13 protein-coding genes and 2 tRNA genes are annotated in these 18,616 nt (G+C 41.2%); all 15 read left to right on the top strand.

What is annotated here, in order from left to right:
- A partial coding sequence (locus tag EI164_RS08530; RefSeq protein WP_318779513.1) for a transposase occupies nt 1–320 on the top strand: 320 nt, incomplete at its 5' end.
- Between the two features lie 219 nt (nt 321–539).
- Nucleotides 540–1,589 carry an ABC transporter substrate-binding protein gene (locus EI164_RS08525; protein WP_192519552.1) on the top strand — a complete coding sequence of 350 codons (1,050 nt, stop codon included), beginning with the start codon at nt 540–542 and terminating at the stop codon, nt 1,587–1,589.
- A 106-nt stretch (nt 1,590–1,695) separates the two neighbouring features.
- Nucleotides 1,696–2,733, top strand: a complete 1,038-nt coding sequence (locus tag EI164_RS08520) for an ABC transporter substrate-binding protein (RefSeq protein WP_192519551.1) — start codon at nt 1,696–1,698, stop codon at nt 2,731–2,733.
- A 503-nt stretch (nt 2,734–3,236) separates the two neighbouring features.
- The gene (locus EI164_RS08515; protein ID WP_192519550.1) at nt 3,237–4,136 is read left to right on the top strand and encodes an ABC transporter permease; all 900 of its coding nucleotides are present in this window, start codon (nt 3,237–3,239) and stop codon (nt 4,134–4,136) included.
- Nucleotides 4,137–4,167: 31 nt separating this feature from the next.
- Nucleotides 4,168–4,962: an ABC transporter ATP-binding protein gene (locus EI164_RS08510; protein WP_192519549.1), complete on the top strand. Its 795-nt coding sequence runs from the start codon at nt 4,168–4,170 to the stop codon at nt 4,960–4,962.
- A 580-nt stretch (nt 4,963–5,542) separates the two neighbouring features.
- Nucleotides 5,543–7,912, top strand: a complete 2,370-nt coding sequence (locus tag EI164_RS08505; protein WP_192519548.1) for an FdhF/YdeP family oxidoreductase — start codon at nt 5,543–5,545, stop codon at nt 7,910–7,912.
- Nucleotides 7,913–8,099: 187 nt separating this feature from the next.
- The gene (gene fdhD / locus EI164_RS08500; RefSeq protein WP_192519554.1) at nt 8,100–9,032 is read left to right on the top strand and encodes a formate dehydrogenase accessory sulfurtransferase FdhD; all 933 of its coding nucleotides are present in this window, start codon (nt 8,100–8,102) and stop codon (nt 9,030–9,032) included.
- Nucleotides 9,033–9,889: 857 nt separating this feature from the next.
- The gene (locus EI164_RS08495; RefSeq protein WP_263972659.1) at nt 9,890–11,560 is read left to right on the top strand and encodes a sodium:solute symporter family protein; all 1,671 of its coding nucleotides are present in this window, start codon (nt 9,890–9,892) and stop codon (nt 11,558–11,560) included.
- A gap of 107 nt (nt 11,561–11,667) precedes the next feature.
- Nucleotides 11,668–11,802 carry a putative transporter small subunit gene (locus tag EI164_RS16985; RefSeq protein WP_225739189.1) on the top strand — a complete coding sequence of 45 codons (135 nt, stop codon included), beginning with the start codon at nt 11,668–11,670 and terminating at the stop codon, nt 11,800–11,802.
- Nucleotides 11,803–12,000: 198 nt separating this feature from the next.
- Nucleotides 12,001–12,074: transfer RNA gene (locus EI164_RS08490), tRNA-Cys, on the top strand.
- A 124-nt stretch (nt 12,075–12,198) separates the two neighbouring features.
- Nucleotides 12,199–12,285, top strand: a tRNA-Leu gene (locus tag EI164_RS08485).
- A 163-nt stretch (nt 12,286–12,448) separates the two neighbouring features.
- Nucleotides 12,449–13,810, top strand: a complete 1,362-nt coding sequence (locus tag EI164_RS08480; RefSeq protein WP_192519547.1) for a tyrosine-type recombinase/integrase — start codon at nt 12,449–12,451, stop codon at nt 13,808–13,810.
- Between the two features lie 98 nt (nt 13,811–13,908).
- On the top strand, nt 13,909–15,930 hold the full coding sequence (locus EI164_RS08475; protein WP_192519546.1) for an McrB family protein: 2,022 nt from the start codon (nt 13,909–13,911) through the stop codon (nt 15,928–15,930).
- Nucleotides 15,931–15,975: 45 nt separating this feature from the next.
- Nucleotides 15,976–18,384, top strand: coding sequence for a DUF2357 domain-containing protein (locus EI164_RS08470; RefSeq protein ID WP_192519545.1), 2,409 nt, complete (start codon nt 15,976–15,978; stop codon nt 18,382–18,384).
- A 119-nt stretch (nt 18,385–18,503) separates the two neighbouring features.
- Nucleotides 18,504–18,616, top strand: a 113-nt coding sequence (locus EI164_RS17495) for a transposase (RefSeq protein ID WP_413038446.1), incomplete at its 3' end; no start/stop codon positions are given.

Raw genomic sequence — 18,616 nt, 5'->3', positions numbered from 1 at the left:
CTGATAAAGGGTATATCAGCCCGAGTCTGACATCGTACTACGACGCTCAAGGAGTAGATTTACAAACGCCACTCAGAGCTAATATGAAAGAAGATAGACCCAAACCTGTGGTAAGACGGCTAATGAAAGCCCGCCGTATCGTTGAAACAGTCATTGGTCAGTTATCAGAACGATTTAATATACAAAAGGTACGAGCAAGAGATTTATGGCATTTGTCTCATCGATTGATTCGTAAGATTCTGTCGCATAATCTGTGCTTTGTACTCAATAAAAAACTTGGTAACCCGCCTCTTCAGTTTGATTTGCTTATTTCAAGTTGAGAGTGGGGTATTAATAATAATCAACTTTCCAAATATGGCTATGACTAAGACTCCTTAATTTTTTATTGCGATAAGTTACATTGCTGTCATAATATAGCCATCATGATCATAAAATTGATCACCCCAATGTTAGCCTACTATCGCAGAACTGACATCACAGAACTGATACTGCTGTCATTCGGCTAACCTGCATTCTCTAACCTATGAGCCAGACTAATAATGACCATTACTTCTACTCTACGCTTAAGCCTGTGCAGCGTTGCTATTGGTGCCATCAGTACTCTTGGCCTAATAGGCTGCTCAAATACCGATGATACCGCCACAGCCAATAACGCTGCCACATCTGACAAGCCCGCCAAAACATTGGCCATCACTCAAATCGTCGAACACCCTTCTCTAGATGAGATGCGTCGCGGCATCATAGATGAGTTAGCTGATAATGGCTATATCGAAGGTCAAAACCTAACGATTAACTTCCAAAGCGCACAAGGAAACACAGCGACTGCGGGTCAGATTGCCAAACAGTTCGCAGGAGACAATCCAGATGCCATCGTGGCAATCTCAACACCTTCTGCTCAATCAATCGTGGCCTCAACCAAAACTGTCCCCGTCATCTATACCGCTATCTCAGACCCTGTTGCCGCAAAGCTTATCGATGCAAATGCGGTACCTATCCAATCTAATGTGACAGGCTTATCTAGTGAGCTTCCTATTGCGCCGCAGTTAGACAATATTCAAAAAATTGTACCCAATGCTAAAACCATAGGCTACGTCTATAGCCCAGGTGAAATTAATTCTGTAGTGGTACTCAATCAGCTTAAAGAACTTGCACCAGCACGTGGACTTGAGATATTAGATGTGACCGCCAATCGTCCAACGGATGTTGCTATGGCAACACGCAGCCTCTCTGGTCGCGCTGATGTTATTTACACCTCTTTAGACAATAATGTCGTCTCTGGGTTTGAAGCCATGGCAGGTGCCGCCAATGAGCTAGATATTCCAATTATTGCCTCAGATGAGTTTAGTGTGAGACGCGGTGCTACTGCGGCACTTGGTGTCAATGACTATGACTTTGGTCGTACCACAGGCAAGATGGTTTATCGTGTGCTCAATGGTGAAGCTATCAATACAATCAAGCCTGAAGTCATGAATACTTTAACTTTATACGCAAGCCCAAAACACGGTGCAGAACAAGGCGTAAGCTTGACAGATGACTTGTTAAAAAATGCCATCAATGTTGATAAAGAAGCGCAGAGTACTGATAAGTAGTACTAACTTAAGTAACACTTTGCCATCTATATAAATGATGTGCTTTAACCTTTATTTACCCATTAAATAATGTATGGACACATTATTGCTTTTAGGAGTGAGACCCATGTTGTATCAAAACCGTTTTGGTCATTTTAATTTTAGTAAGGCACTATTATTAGGCGGCGTCTGTACCGCTATTTTGACTGGTTGTAATCAATCAGCACAAGATACTGTTAGTGCTGACAGTGCCACTGGCGATGCCGCAACAGAGATGAAAAATGTCGCTATTACAGCTATTGTTGAGCATCCAGCGCTTGATGATGTACGCAAGGGTGTCATCGATGAGCTAAATGAGGCGGGCTTTAAAGACGGTGAAAACCTAACCGTTAATTTCCAAAGCGCACAGGGTAATACTGCAACAGCTGGGCAGATTGCCAAACAGTTTGTGGCAGACAGCTCAGATGTTATTGTTGCCATTGGTACACCATCAGCACAGTCGGTTGCAGCTGCTACCAGTACCATTCCTTTGGTATTCTCTGCTGTGACCGACCCAGTCGAAGCCAAATTGGTACCTAAATTAGATGGTTCTGGTACCAACGTCACAGGCGGCTCTGATGCGCTTCCTTACGAGCCACAAATCGAGTTAATGCGCCAGATCATTCCTAACCTCAAAAATGTGGGTTATGTCTATAGTCCAGGCGAAGTAAACTCAACCATTATTCTCAAAAATCTAAAAGAAAAGCTAACACCACTTGGTATCAATGTGCTTGAAGCCCCTGCCCAGCGTAGTAACGATATTCCAATGGCAGCGCGTAGTCTAGAAGGTAAAGTCGACATGATTTACACTTCAACAGATAACAATGTGGTATCAGCGTATGAGTCACTGTTTCAAGTAGCCAAAGAAAGTAAAATCCCACTCATTGCCTCTGATACTAGCTCAGTTGCACGTGGTGCAGTGGCGGCATTAGGCGTTGACTATTATCAATTGGGACGCGAAACAGGTAAAATTGTCGTGCGTATTTTAAACGGCGAAAAAGCAGGCGAGATTCCAGTTTATACGCCACAAGCACTTAATTTATATGTTAGCCCAACAAATGCCACCGCTGAAGGTATCACATTGCCACAAGCCGTTATCGATAATGCAAAAGAAGTGGTAGAATAACGCACTTTTATATTTGGCCTATAATACAGCCATAAATAAACATTTAAACAAGAAACCCAGCTATGAACCAGTAGGCTGGGATTCTTGTTTAAGAGACTGTTGTTTAAGTGATTTTTTTAAATACTACTGCTTAAACATTTTTATTTGGCTTATTTATAAAGCACTTAGTCAATATCAAGTATGTTGTGTGCTTTCTAAATGAGCTATCTTTTATATCAAAGCTTTGAACCAAGGTAACTTATGATAGTCGTTCATCGTGACATGTTTTGGTTTACCCTAACCGCAGATTGCTTAATCTGTTAAATTCACCGCTTAGCTGTTTAGCTGATATTCATTGATACAGTCAGTTCAAGATAATTGAGATACAAAGCAGACGAGTGAAAGTACTACAATTAGTAGACTAAACAAGCTTGATGCCGTATCTGATTTATATAGGATTGATTAGAGAATATATCACTAGAATATTATTCACTAAACGCTTGGTTATGACTTACTGATCTCTTATGTCCTTAATTGCTTTTTTTGGTGCGCTTGAAAGCGGTCTAATTTATGGCCTCGTTGCACTTGGTGTGCTGATTTCGTTTCGTACGCTAGATTTCCCCGACTTAACCGCTGATGGTAGCTTTCCACTAGGTGGTGCAGTCGCTGGTATATCCATCATCGCTGGTATCAACCCATGGCTAGCCTGTGCGTTTGGCATGTTGGCAGGCGCAGTCGCTGGTATCGTCACGGCTTGGTTGCATGTCAAACTTGGTATCCTGCAACTGCTTGCCAGTATTTTAGTGATGGTGGCGCTTTACTCTGTCAATTTACGTATCATGGGCGCACCAAACTTACCGCTATTGGGTGAAACTACGGTGTTTAGCGCCTTGGTGACCGATGGCAATGGTTATTGGATGCGTTGTTTAATTATCGGTATGGTTGTGCTGCTGGCTATGCTGTTTTTAAACTGGTTTTATAGTACCGAATCAGGTCTGTCGATGCGTGCAACTGGCTCAAACCTAAGAATGGCTCAGGCTCAAGGCATCAATACCTCATGGATGACCATCGTCGGTATGGCAGTCTCTAACGGTCTGATCGCACTAGCAGGCGCCCTGTTTGTACAGACCCAAGGTGGCGCAGACATTTCTATCGGTATCGGTACAATTGTCATCGGTCTAGCAGCGGTCATCATCGGCGAAACCATTATACCTGCCAAGCGTATCTGGCTGATTACCTTTGCTGTGGTCGTCGGTGCTGTGCTGTACAAGCTATTTATTCAGGTCGCGCTATCGAGTGATACGCTGCGTAGTATTGGCTTTGGCCCGCAGGATTTGAACTTGATTACAGCGCTACTCGTGGTATTTGCCTTGGTATTGCCAAAAGCGAAAAATAAATTCTTAAGTCGTAAAGTTCGAGCTTAATGTCAATGTGCAACCATAAGGAATAATGATTATGATGCAAGCTACAGATTTGCGGTTGACCTTTAATCCCGGAACGCCCATTGAAAACCCTGCACTACGCGGTATCAATTTAAACATTGCAGATGGTGAATTTGTGACTGTCATCGGTACCAATGGTGCTGGTAAATCTACTTTTTTGAATGCAGTAAGCGGTACTACTCGCGTAGATAGTGGCAGTATTTCATTGAACGGTATTGATGTCACCAAAAAAACAGCACACCAACGTGCGCATTGGGTTGCCCGTGTGTTTCAAGATCCAATGGCTGGAACTTGTGAAGCACTCACTATCGAAGAAAACATGGCACTGGCTTATAAGCGTGGTGGCAAACGTGGTTTAAGTTTTGCACTCAACCCAAGCAACCGAGACTTATTTAGAGAAAAACTCTCCGTTCTAAAGCTTGGACTAGAAAACCGTCTGACCGACCGTATGGGTCTATTATCCGGTGGTCAACGACAAGCCGTCAGTCTACTCATGGCATCGTTACAGCCCTCTAAAATACTATTATTAGATGAACATACTGCGGCACTTGACCCCAAAACAGCTGCTTTTGTACTAGAGCTGACTGATAAGATTGTAACGGACAATAAGCTGACCACAATGATGGTCACACACTCGATGCAACAAGCATTAGCGCATGGCACACGTACCGTTATGCTGCATCAAGGCCAAGTGGTATTAGATGTCTCTGGTGATGCTCGTAAAGGTATGACTGTGCATGATTTGCTAGATATGTTTGAGCAAACACGCGGCGAAAAAGTCGAAGATGACAGTTTGATTTTGAGTTGATTTATAAAACAATCACATTTGAATTCTAAAATAAAAAACGCCCTGTAAATGGGCGTTTTTTTATGATTACTTTCATAGATATAAGTATTTTGAATATTCAGAATTAAGCAATACTAACTTTTGAAGCAACTCACTGACATGCTACTACTCAAAGAGCACAGAAATTGCGTGCACGGTCTGTGTTGTTAATAATATGAGCGATAAGCAATTCTGGCGTAATGCCTGATGAATTATCAGATAAATGACTATTTTTATCTTACTGGTATCAAACCCTTTTATTATAAAAAACCTTTAAGGAAACTAATCTTTCTTAAAGATTTTTTTGTTATCATAGTCAACGGTCTAAAACAACTAGCACGTGTCCTCATTAAAAAAGACAAACTGTAGCCAAAAAATGTAGTTCAGCAAAGACTGTAATACCGATATATTAACGAAACGACTTAATGCAGTTTGGCAAGCAATTATCGATTTTTAGCTTATGTGAAGTTTCATACTCAAATTGAAGACACGCCCTAGCAACCCCTTATATCATATAAGTGTTATACAGCTTAGTTATTGCCATTTAACTGTGAGGTCTGTCATGCGCAAAATCCCTATATACTCTCATCCTGCTGCCGGTTGGCCTGCACTATTTTCTTCTACTCGTAAACTAATGGATTACCAGACTTTTTTGCGTGGTAGTGCCAGTGTATTCCAAAGTAACCAACCCAAAAGTGGCTTTGATTGTCCTGGTTGTGCTTGGCCCGACCACAAATCCCATAAAGCCATCGATGTTTGTGAGAATGGCATCAAAGTACTTGCCAGCGAGACCATGACCAAAAAAGCCGATGCTGCATTCTTTGCACGACATACGGTCACCGAACTACAAGGATGGTCAGGCTACGAGCTAGAACACAGTGGCCGGTTATCCGAGCCATTATATTACGATGCCACACAAGATCGCTATGTCGCTATCTCTTGGGAGTCTGCGTACCAACGTATCGCTGAGCAGTTTAAGCTACTAGCTTCACCAGATGAGGCACTTTTTTATACCTCAGGCCGTGTCACCAACGAACCTGCCTTTATGTACCAGCTGTTCGTACGCTGTTTCGGTACCAATAACCTACCCGATTGCTCAAACATGTGTCACGAGCCCACCTCGGTCATGTTAGGTAGGCAGTTGGGTATTGGTAAAGCAACGGTCAAGTTAGAAGATTTTGAGCAAGCCAAGCTGATATTGATGTTTGGACAAAATCCAGCGACCAATCATCCACGCATGCTAGAAATGCTTGCTCACGCTCACGAGCAAGGGTGTCGAATCATCTCGATTAACCCCATGCGCGAACAAGGTCTAAGTAAATTTAGAAATCCGCAGAAGCCCACACATATGGCAGCAGGTCAAAGCAATGACATGGTCGATGAAGTGGTTCAACTTCAGATCGGTGGGGATGCGGCATTATTGACAGGTATCGCTAAATGGCTGATTGAAAACGATAAAATCAACTATGACTTCATTGCGACCCATACTTCAGGGTTTGAACCATTAAAACAGTGGCTTACAGAGCAAACATGGGCGGATATAGAGCTCGGTTGTGGTATTCCTCAAGCGGAAATCATCGGTCTGGCTAAACTGGTCGCTGACAGTCCAGCGACTATCTGCACATGGGGTATGGGCATCACCCAACACGTACAAGGTGACGACAACGTAGCAATGATTACCAATCTATTATTACTGATGGGAATGATTGGTGTAGATGGTGGCGGTGCATCTCCTGTCCGTGGTCACTCTAATGTGCAAGGCGACCGTACCATGGGTATTCATGAGCGCCCCGCTCAAAAGCTCCTCGACAGTCTAGAACGAGTATTTGAAAAACCTATGCCGCAAAAACACGGCTTCGATGTGGTAACAGGCGCAAAAGCATTAATTGACAGTAAAATAAAGATATTCATGGGCATGGGAGGTAATTATGCCGTGGCAGCACCTGATACCACTGCCATTCAACAAGCATTGACCAAAACACAGCTTAATATCTTTGTGGGTACCAAGCTCAATGAAACCATGCTATACCCAAGCTCAAACAACCTTATCTTACCTTGTTTAGGACGCAGCGAGCGCATCATCACTGATAAAGGTGAGCAGTTTGCCACTATCGAAGACTCCATGTGTCAGATTGTACCAACACAAGGCAACCTCAAACCTGTCAGTGACACATTAAAGTCTGAATCGCAAATTGTCGCAGATATCGCAACGCACGTACTTGGCGCTGACTCGTCTATTCCTTGGCAAGCAATGAGCGAAGACTTCGACGTCGTTCGTGACTATGTCGCCCAAGCTATCGATGGCTTTGAAGACTTTAATCAACGTATTCGTACTACTGAACGAGGCTTTCATTTGTACCATTCAGCCCGTCATCGTGTATGGAATACAGATAGTGGCAAAGCACAGTTTGAAGTGCCGCAATATCCAATTACCTATGTCGCTGCACAGATGGCAGAAACGACATCTGTCTTTAATGAGAGTCAGAACACAGATAGCAGCAACCCTGTACAAGACAACATAAACGGTAACGTAAAAAATAACGAGCAAAAAATTTGGCAATTGACCAGTGTCCGCAGTCATGACCAATTCAACACTATGATTTTTGGGTTTAAAGATCGCTATCGTCAAGCCAATCGCCGTGATGTTTTGTTTATGCATCCCGATGAGATAAGCCGTTTAGGTTGGCAAAAAGGAGACAGCGTCATGGTGACGCGGTACGCTAGTCCAAATAACACTGACCAACCTCGCATACTTGGGCCACTAGTATTGACTGAAATGGATATTGCGTCCAACGCCGTTGCCGCTTATTATCCTGAATGCAATGACTTGTTTGACTTGAACACCCATGCACCAGATTCGCATATACCAGCGTATAAATCGACGACGGTCGTCCTGCAACGCGTCGATGCAAGCACGGCTGAGCCTGCATAGTAAGTGATAAATGGGTCGTCAAATAATGACAATGTTCGTGATAAAGACGCCGAAACAATACTGTTAGTAAGATAATATACGAACCATGATGATGACTAAAAACCCTGTCAAAGATAATGAGCGAACCAGTAAGCAACAGTATGAAAGCAAGACAGTGGAAGTAACAAAGACAGCCATAAATAAACCTATGTCACCACTGGTTCGTACTCATTTGTCGCAAAAGCATTCTTATGCATCAGCCAGTCAAAACGGTGATAATATCGATGGAGCACATATTGATTGTCAACCAGCTAGCCTCGCTGTAGAGGCTGCGGTTGCCATCATTATCAATGGTATTCACTACGCTGTACTGATGGCCAGTCCTCATCAACTAGAGTATTTGGCTGTTGGATTTTTATTTAGCGAAGGCCTAATCCAGCACAGCCACGAACTGCTCGATTGGGAGGTCACTCAGCTGACCGATACCGTAAGCTATAAGCCTGTCACCTTTGAGAAAAACACCGTTGATCTTGAACCTGAAAACCTCGAACAAACCTTAAAGCAGTTACAAGACTATGATATCTATATCGTCGAGCTAGTATTGAATCAACGCTGTCATCAGCGTATTCAAGCCCAAAAACGTCAGCTCGCAGGGCGTACAGGTTGCGGTATGTGCGGCATCACTGGATTGACACAGGCACTACCCGATTTGAGTGCCTATATCCAAGACAGGGATAAAAACCACTCAAATAATAAACCGACCATACCCAGTCTAGATTATTTATTGAAAATGCGACAACAAGTTGATGCCACACAGCATACGCATCAATTGACCGGCGCTGTGCATGCCGCCGCCACGATGCATAATGACCAGTTATATCTATTTGAAGATGTGGGACGCCATAACGCCCTTGATAAACTGATTGGTTGGCAGCTACGACAAAAAATCGATATCGACTGCGTTCTAATGACTTCACGGTTATCGATTGAGCTGGTGCAAAAGTCTGTGCGCGGACGTATACCTTGGTTGATTGGCATGTCTGCGCCTACTAGTACGGCTGTACGTGTCGCTGAACGTTATGGACTAGGTTTGGCAGGCTTCTTACGTAATGACAGAGTGACTTACTATTCAGGTATCTGACCCTTCTAAACATTATGGTTATAGTCGATTCAATAAATGTTCAATACAAAAACTAAAATGTGTCCTCAGTACAAATAATAACTTTCCAAACCATCTCATTACTTCTCACCCCTTCATGCCTATACCTTCCACCACCACCTATTTATAGCTAGCCTTAAACCTCCGATGTTAAGCTATTCTAGTTAAGGTCTCAACATTATCATCGGCTTGTGTTGGGTAAAATTTTAGCGATCAACAGCCCTACTATTTGAATATTTAACAGACCCTGATAAATATCGTCTAAAATTTGAGGTTAGAGAGATAATAGGTTACCCTTACCTCACGAACACGTTACATACAATTAACAGATCTGTCTTTTTTATGATGCTACCTCTATTGTGCTGACAATTCAGACCGCACATTGCTTAGTATGTAAATGACAGATGATGCATCAATTGCAGTAGTCAAATGAAAATCGCTTAACTACTGCGTATTACAGCTGATAAGGCTGTCTAAACCTAGCTCAAGTCATGTCACCATGGCTTAGTGCCTATTCGTAATTTTGCTATAGACGCTCATCATATGAGCCTTCTCTAGCACTCAGCTACCTTTGTGTATGCATATTAATAGCGTGGTGGTTTATCCATTAACTCATGCCTATTAAGAGTAGCCCCTGTCTCTTTGATTTAGCACGATGTGAGTCATTAAGACAGCGGCACAACACTTAGCATTTGCTTATCACTATCGTTGATGTTTTTGCTATTTATCTTAGCCACATACATTTCACTCAGTATGAGAGTTTGTAGGCTTTATTATATTCCGAAAGGTTTGGTATCTTTAATTTTACTAAACTTTATTAATCCAAACAATTGCGAGGTATGAATTTGAAAACTGAGTCATTGTTCCAATTTTCATCATTAACCATTATTTTATTGTTGTTAGCATTTTATGGCGGCACCTACCTACTGTCTTTATTAATCAAAAAAGACAAAGAAACGACTTCTGGTTTTATGGTCGCAGGTCACGGTGTTGGCTTTGGTATGGGTGCAGCTAGTATGACCGCCACTTGGATTTGGGCGGCATCATTTTATGCTGCTGCTACCTCCGGCTATAAATATGGAGTGTCAGGGCCGATACATTATGGCTTTTGGGGCGCCTTAATGATTTTGTTCATCTACCCTTTTGGTATGCGCTTTCGTGAGTTGGCGCCAGATGGTCATACCTTAGGTGAACTCATTCACGCCCGTCATGGTTCATCAAGCCAATTAATTTTAGCAATATCCAATATTATGGGCAGCTTAATTAGCTTGATGGTCAACTTTACCGCTGCTGGAGCCTTAGTTTCAGTTTTGTCACCATTATCATTCCAAACAGGGGTAATGATCGCAGGTATCGGCGTCCTAAGCTATACGTTAACGTCAGGGTTTCGCGCATCCGTCTTCACTGACTTTGCTCAATTAGTCGCCTTGATGGCCATTGGTGTCGTCATTATTCCGGCGGTACTATTTTCTATGGGTGGACCTGAGGTGATGGTTGAGGGACTGTCCAATCTTACACTGGAGCAGCAAAATTTCTTTTCTTCTGAAGCATTTTTTCAGCAAGGAGCACCTTATTTTGTTGCAGTATTAGCATACGCTATCGGCAATCAAACCATCACTCAGCGCTTATTTGCAATTGACAAAACTAAAATTAAAGCAACTTTTGTCACTGCTACTGTTGGCTATGCTGGTATCGTCATTGGCTTGGGTATGATTGGATTAATGGCGGTCACTATAGGTATCGAGCCACTTGATGGCAACATGAATAACCTGATTCCACAAATGGTTAGTACCTACCTGCATCCTGTCTTTATTGCCTTATTCTTTATTTTAGTCATTGGCTCGCTATCCTCAACGGCTGACTCAGACTTGTCAGCGCTCTCAACGATTATGATGGCGGATGTCTACGGCAAAAATATTGCTAAAAAAGGTAAAGTTAAACCCAAAACTATGATGCTTGTCGGTCGTAGCACGATGATTGTCGCAACAGCCGCAGGACTGATTTTTGCCAGCTTTAAGCTCGATATTTTAGTAATGCTAGTCTTCGTTGGCGCATTATGGGGTGCGATCGTATTCCCTGTCATCGCCAGTGTGTTCTGGAATCGTGTGACCAATACCGCATTTACTGCTGCTGTCATCGTCGGACTCCTCTTATTCTGTGTGGCACGCTTTGAATTAATACCTATTACGGGGTTCACAGCTCTATTCTTTGAAATATTGGCTAGTGTCGGTGGTGCTGTCGTTATTGGGTTGATGGTCTTTGGCTTTTTAGGTCGTAAGGTTGGCATGGGTGCCGCTGCGATTACGCTAGTACTGATGTTAATATTTGCCACTGGCTTCTTGCGTCAATACATGGTTTTACTCGCCTCACTGACCGCTTATGGCGCCAGTACTATCGTCTGTGTGATAGTCAGCCTGATGGGTGACGAACATTTTGACTTTGACTTAATCAAACAACGTGTGGGTGATTACGATAAAAAACCTGAGGCTTCACAAGTATCAAAGATTTAAATTGTGTTAACTAAAAACTGTCTTATATAAATAACCCTTAGTCAGTCTGAAAAACTTAATAGCACTGACTAAGCGTAAACTGCTAAAAATACTATAAGGATATAATTATGGATAACGTCTTTATCTACGGCACTTATATTTTAATCTGGCCCGCCATAACACTTGGTGTACTGATATTAATTTGTACCGCCACGTATCGTGATATCAAAAAAGCCAAACTTAATAATGAAGATATTGTTTAGTAAGTAGCACTTAATTTAATAGCGCTATCTTGTTTTATCTTCACTAGGAAGGTACATAGTGATGATAAATTAGGGCATTTATTGGCGTGAATAACCATAAATGATGGTGAAAAATATACAAGCTAGTAAATAATCTGTTTTTAATGAAAAAATGACTTGTAATTTACTATATTTTTGCTAATATAGGCGACCTTGATTGGCTGGATGGCAGAGTGGTCATGCAGCGGACTGCAACTCCGTTAACGCCGGTTCGATTCCGACTCCAGCCTCCAATTATTTATTAACTTTACGTTAATTTAAGCTTGCATTATTATCATAACTGACTATAATAGCGAGCACTTATCTAGTAACTAGATGGTCTATCAGCTAGTTTACATATTAGATAAAACAAGTTTTGCCCGGGTGGTGAAATTGGTAGACACAAGGGATTTAAAATCCCTCGCTAGCAATAGCGTGCCGGTTCAAGTCCGGCTCCGGGTACCATTACATAGTCCTATACTATCTTATAGAACATCTAAAGCCCCTGATATCAGGGGCTTTGCTGTATCTGGCGTTCTATACTGTCTTTTAATATCTATTCCAATCCATGCATCTGATGTACACTACTATGTACACTGGTTTTTAAATGTACATTGGGGTGTCAGTTATGGAAGCACGCAAACCTATCAGTTCTGATCGCAGTATTAGCAGCCATAAAGCTAATGACAAAGAATATCTAGTCTCTGTCAAAAACTATCCCATGCTGTATCTCATGGTCAGACCTAACGGCACTAAGTCTTGGGTTTATCGCTACCTTTCTCCTACTCACTCAAAAAATAAACGTATATCGCTTGGCGTGTATCCAAACGTCTCGTTCGCTCGTGCCTGTGAAATCTGGCGTGACTATGAAGAGCTACTAAGTCGTAATATTGATCCCAAAGATTATCGTGAAGCATTAAAGAATAGTATTGTTAGTAAAACTAAAAACTCATTTAATCATTTTGCTTGGGAATATTTTGATAGCTTAGATCAGACTCAAAAAGGTAATACCTTAATCCGTAAGAAAGGTCGCTTAGAACTTATATGCTCATATATTGGTGATCAGCCTATCAGTGAAATAGATTCACCTAGAATGCTTGAGGTGCTATTAGACATCCAAGCTAAGTCATTAAACAAAGCTGGCAAACCCACAGATAAGGCTGAACGCTGTGCAGGTATTGCTAGCGACGTATTTGTCTATGCTGGTGCTCGCGGCTTCTGTAGTAGCAATCCAGCTGCCTTGATCAAAAGCCAATTGGCTAAATCGAGCTATGGTCATCGTCCTGCGATCACCAAACCTAAAGATTTAGCTAAGCTACTACGTGATATCGAAACTATAGAAGGTGACTTAAACACTATCAATTCTCTTAGGCTATTGGCGTTACTATTCGTGCGTAATGGCGACCTAAGGCGTATGCGCTGGGCTGATTTGGACTTGGATGTTGGCAGGTGGACTCTAAAGCCGCTCAAAGGACAAGGCAAGGTAAACATGGTTAAGGACATGGTCGTGCCCCTACCCCGTCAAGCAGTGGCTATCTTACGCGCGCAGCAGCAAATCAATGGTCATACTAAGTTTGTCTTCTACAGTGAGACAGCAAAAAAGCATCAGATCATCTCTGATGCGACAGCGAATAAGCGTTTAAAAGATTTGGGCTACAAGGACATTCATTGTGCTCACGGCTTTAGAGCGACAGCGAAAACCATCTTACAAGAGCAATTAAAGTATCCTCTCGTGCTTGTTGAGATGGCTTTGGGTCATACAACCAAAGATCCTAATGGCACAGCTTATGGTCGATTTGAGTACATTGACGATCGTAGTGATATGATGCAAAAGTGGGCGGATTATTTAGATGCACTGCGTGAAGGCAGAGATACGGCAGAGTTTAGAGCGGATTCTAAAGATACCGCTGATCCTAATGCCCAGCTGCAAGAGTTGATTGCTCAGTTTGGAGAGGATCAAGTGTTAGCTATGTTAAAAGACAGGAAATAAGACATTGATGTATTCTAATAAACCATAAATCACTTCAAGATTTAATAAATTATACTCTCTATCTAGTTGCACTTATAAATATAAAAAAGGTACATGTAATGCCATACATCTCTCTTGAGACTCTAGTTTCAGCTAGAAAAGATATTAAAGATACAGTATCAAAACCAGAAGAGTTTTGCGGTATTGTGCTGTGTCTAATCTGTAGTTGTGAAAGTAGAATTAAAGATAGATATTTGAAGGTTGATATGCAGAAATTCTCCAAATATGCGGACAATGCATTTTATTTTTCAGATACTAAAAAACCTTACCAACAAGGATTTCATTATATTTTACTGAAGCCATATTGGAGTAAAGGTCTAAAAGAAAGGTACTCAAAAAAAGGTCGCATATCTTTAAAAAGTTTCATGTACTCTTTGTATTGGAACGCTACAGAGAAGGAGATACTTACGTTACTAAAAAAAATTCCAGAAGATTTTAGGAATGAATTTTTTATAGATGATATTTCTACTACTGACTTCAATTGTCCTAAACCGATTCAAAGACAGGATGTACTTAAAATTACAGGTAACACCTTTTCTGGATCAGACAATACATACTCAAAAGAAGGACTCTTAAGGTTCGATAATATAATCATAAATAATAAGAGACCTGGGATCCTAATAGGTGGAAATCCTTTTGCTAGTGCACTCCTCTATAAACATGGCTCTGCAGGTATCACCGATATACTTTTAGCTTACGATTTTGATATTTTTAAAGGCTATGACTTTCTGCAAAGTGAAATAGAGGTTATTGACCAAACTTCAGAAAATATAACTTCAAAACTTGAACCCTCAAATAAAAAAGTAAAACCCATTAAAATTAATAGAAACTATGATAATAAAGCTATTTCAAAGCCTTTCCTACTCTTAGCTGGGATATCTGGCACGGGGAAAACCCGCTTTGTCCGTGACCAAGCTATACTCACAGGCAGTCTTGGCGATACTTATTGCCTTATCCCAGTACGCCCTGACTGGCATGAACCCAGCGATATACTTGGCTATACCTCACGCTTAGGCGGTAATGGTAACGCTGAATATATTACCACTGACGTACTACAATTCATTGCTAAAGCATGGCGTGCCATTATTGATGCAGGTCTTGAGCTAGAGTCTGAGGGTAACGGTCTCGCTGTCACAGGTGATAAAAGCGAGCTTAACCAAGTACTGCCTTACTGGCTGTGCTTAGATGAAATGAATCTAGCCCCTGTCGAGCAATACTTTGCTGATTATCTATCGGTTTTAGAGACTCGCGAATGGCAGTGGGAGGATGAACAATTCACTTATTGCTGCGATTCTCTTTTAAAGTCAGAGACCATCAAACAATTAGATGATAAAAACAAATTACGTGATACATTAGGATTTGCAGATGAGCAGTACGATGATGCTTGGGATTTGTTCTGCGAGCATGGGTTAGGTCTGCCCTTTAATTTAATCGTAGCTGGTACGGTCAATATGGATGAAACTACACATGGTTTTTCGCGTAAGGTTATTGATCGCGCTTTGAGTTTTGATTTTGGTGACTTTTTTCCTAATGAATTTGATGACTTTTTTGAGCCGAAGGTTACTCATAACGCCTTAAGCTACCCTATTGACTCTCAAGCCTCTATCGATAAGTTACCGCCGATAGATAGTGATGGTAGTAAGAGCATTGATTTTCTGAAATCAATCAATAAAGTATTAGATGATACACCTTTTCAACTGGCTTTTAGAGCATTGAATGAGCTACTGCTTGCTGTGATTAGCGCCTATCCTAAAGATGATAAGCAGCTGCAAGCTGTATGGGATGACTTTTTGATGTGCAAAGTATTGCCGCGCATCGAAGGAGATCATGACAAGTTAGCAGTTATAGATGATTCCGTTAGCAGTCATGAGAAGTCGTTACTCACAGAATTAACAGCTATCTTAAAACAGGAACTTGTTGATATTTGGTCTATGGAAGATGATCAAGATAAACTACGTCCTGATTTATATCGTAAAAACATAGATGGTAGCGTATTAAATATCACTTGCCGTAGCAAGGCTAAACTAACTTGGATGCAACAGCGTTTAGAACGTTCTGGCTTTACTAGCTTTTGGCCATAAAATCTTTTGTCGTAGAATAAATATAGTAAAACCAATGGAGCAGCAATGCCAGATCTGTTAAGGATACAAACCCCTAATTTTGAGCTGTCTATCTGGTGCAATGACATTGAAAAACGTCAAAAAACCTATCAGTCTACTTTAGAGAAACGTGAGGCTATCAGTAATCATAATACTCAACCATCTATAGTGCGCTTTTCTCCGCCCCTAGATATTCTTAACGCTGATTTTATGAATGAGCCTTTGGTTATAGAGGATAGTCTATCTTCTTCAGGCTTAGTAGAGTCTTTAGAGTTAGATAATTTTATCTTTTTTGAGAACCTTCAATATCAGTTTGAAGTTATATTTAATGGTGACGTGGAAGAAGCGTATCTGAGTCATCGTAGCCACGCTATCAACAAGAGCTTTCGGTTTATTGATGCAAATAAACAACGTTCAACACCAGCACGCTTAACAGGTACGATCAATACTGCAAATGATGTTGGTTGGCTACGTCTGCCCTTTAATTACACCAAGTCATCTCAAACCTTTAAAAGCACCATCGCTTTTGAAGTGCTACCTACTAAGATGAGTTTGCATGATGACTTACCAAAGATGTATCAAGCGATTGATAACGCCTTTCCACTTTGGCGATTTAGTTTGGTCGAAAAGATGGAACAAGATAGTGCGCAAACCAAACAACGCCATCAGTTTCCACTGCTTTGGCTGGCAAACTTCAGCCATTTGCGTCATCAACTGTCTCATGCCTTAAAGGTTGTCAGTCAAACACCGCATAGCCGTTTACAGGCTCAAACGTCTTATACCAAAGCTGCGAGGATAAAAGGCAAAATACCTGCGCGATTAGGAGCAAAGATAAAGGAAGATCTCGATAAGGGTATGCATGAACAGCGTTATCAAGTCACAAAAAAACGGCTCAGTGCTGACACTCCAGAAAACCGTTTTATCAAAATGGTTGTATCCACTACCAAAAAACAACTGGCTGATTTTGAGCATAAGCTTAGGCAAGATAATGAAAAGTCAGGCTCTCAAAGACTATCGCATGCATTCTTAGATGAGCTTAATCAGTGGCAACAACCCCTACAAAAGATGCTGAAACAAAGCTTTATGGCTAATGTTGGCGACTATAATGGTCATGGGCGAGAGTCATTGGTGTTGCAACAAAAGGTAGGCTACAGTTCAGTATATAGAATTTGGCAAGAGTTGAAGTTTTATTTGGATGTGTTTGATAATCAATCCAGCATTTCCATGAAGTCAGTTGCAGAAATCTATGAAATTTGGTGCTTTCTTACCTTAAGAAATATCTTAATAGATGAGTTGGGTTTTAAGGAAGTCGCTACTAAGAAACAAGAACTACAACTTAAGAATTTTTTTGAATATCAGCTAAAAGATGGATTTGCTGGTGCATTTAAATTTGAACGTGATGATGGCGTTAAAGCTAGATTGGCTCATGAACCACCATTTAACAAAAATACCAAAGCGATTCGAACCTATTCTGTCAGCCAAAAACCTGATATTTTATTAGAAGTTACTTTTCCTAACGATAGACGGTTTATCTGGTTATTCGATGCAAAATACCGTATTAAATCCACAAACAGTCAGTACGATGATGTCAACCAAGACATCGAAGCAACTGACTATGTACCTGATGATGCTATCAATCAAATGCACCGTTACCGTGATGCATTGATCCGCGTCAATGAAAGCAAACACAAAAACGGTGTAAATAAGAGTCGTCCTGTGTTCGGTGCCTTTGCGTTATATCCTGGCTATTTTGATCAAATAAGTAAAGCTAACCCTTATTCTGACACTATCAATGAAATAAGTATTGGTGCTTTTGCGCTATTACCTAGCCTAACTCAAAATAGTACAGACGCTGATAACAGCTGCTATTGGCTACTAAATTTCTTACGTCAAAATATAGGCAAACGCGTTTATAGCGATGTGCCAGATTTGTCGACCACTCAATACAACTCAAGTATGGAAGAAAATATTTACTTACAGGATGCTGCGCGTATTCCGTACGATGGTATGCGACAAATACTGTATCAAGATTTGACTCTAACGCTCACTGTAGATAAAAGTGATAGCGATTATAGTCTTGTTAAAGACGGTACTATCACGCTTTATACTTTACCTAAAGACAGTCTGTTCACTAGATATGACTACCATATTTTAAAAGAAGTTCGCTATTTAAGCTTAGCTATCTGTTCTGATATGGACTCTAACCGCTACAACTTTGAATATGTATGGCCTGTGAAAAATATGGTCGCACTCACAGACCATTTTATTTTTGAGCTTGATCAGCCTTTAAAATTACAAAGTAAAATCAATAACGTACCTGACTCTAATCAGCACTCCTTCAAATTGACCACTTTGAGCTGCTTACAAAGCGTCAGTGACTTCAACGATATTGAACCAGTATATCAAGAGTTCTGTTCCAAGATAACGGTCTCATAGCAGCCAATCGTAGCTTAATTCAAAGCAGCTATCATAATAAAATTTGGTGGTGTATCAAAAAGTATGCTGGAGTAATAAAAGAAGGGTGACAGCCGAAGCAAGATGATATATTTGAGGTTATGAAGACACAAATACAGATCAATTGCCCCGACTGTCACAGTCCCAGTTTTTCGATACACGGCAAAAAAAGCTATGGCAAGCAGAACTACCAGTGCAAGGACTGCAAACGTCA

It is taken from the genome of Psychrobacter sp. FME13, from assembly GCF_014861395.1.
In the GTDB taxonomy this organism is placed as follows: Bacteria; Pseudomonadota; Gammaproteobacteria; order Pseudomonadales; family Moraxellaceae; genus Psychrobacter.
Note: the sequence above shows the minus strand (reverse complement) of the source record. Positions and strands in the feature narration are given on the sequence as shown.

Bases quoted from the DNA above. Each gene is read 5' to 3' on its own strand.
- EI164_RS08515 (WP_192519550.1), top strand. From the start codon at position 3,237: ATGTCCTTAATTGCTTTTTTTGGTGCGCTTGAAAGCGGTCTAATTTAT.
- EI164_RS08520 (WP_192519551.1), top strand. From the start codon at position 1,696: ATGTTGTATCAAAACCGTTTTGGTCATTTTAATTTTAGTAAGGCACTA.
- fdhD (WP_192519554.1), top strand. From the start codon at position 8,100: ATGTCACCACTGGTTCGTACTCATTTGTCGCAAAAGCATTCTTATGCA.
- EI164_RS08480 (WP_192519547.1), top strand. From the start codon at position 12,449: ATGGAAGCACGCAAACCTATCAGTTCTGATCGCAGTATTAGCAGCCAT.
- EI164_RS16985 (WP_225739189.1), top strand. From the start codon at position 11,668: ATGGATAACGTCTTTATCTACGGCACTTATATTTTAATCTGGCCCGCC.
- EI164_RS08470 (WP_192519545.1), top strand. From the start codon at position 15,976: ATGCCAGATCTGTTAAGGATACAAACCCCTAATTTTGAGCTGTCTATC.
- EI164_RS08495 (WP_263972659.1), top strand. From the start codon at position 9,890: ATGAATTTGAAAACTGAGTCATTGTTCCAATTTTCATCATTAACCATT.
- EI164_RS08525 (WP_192519552.1), top strand. From the start codon at position 540: ATGACCATTACTTCTACTCTACGCTTAAGCCTGTGCAGCGTTGCTATT.
- EI164_RS08475 (WP_192519546.1), top strand. From the start codon at position 13,909: ATGCCATACATCTCTCTTGAGACTCTAGTTTCAGCTAGAAAAGATATT.
- EI164_RS08505 (WP_192519548.1), top strand. From the start codon at position 5,543: ATGCGCAAAATCCCTATATACTCTCATCCTGCTGCCGGTTGGCCTGCA.
- EI164_RS08510 (WP_192519549.1), top strand. From the start codon at position 4,168: ATGATGCAAGCTACAGATTTGCGGTTGACCTTTAATCCCGGAACGCCC.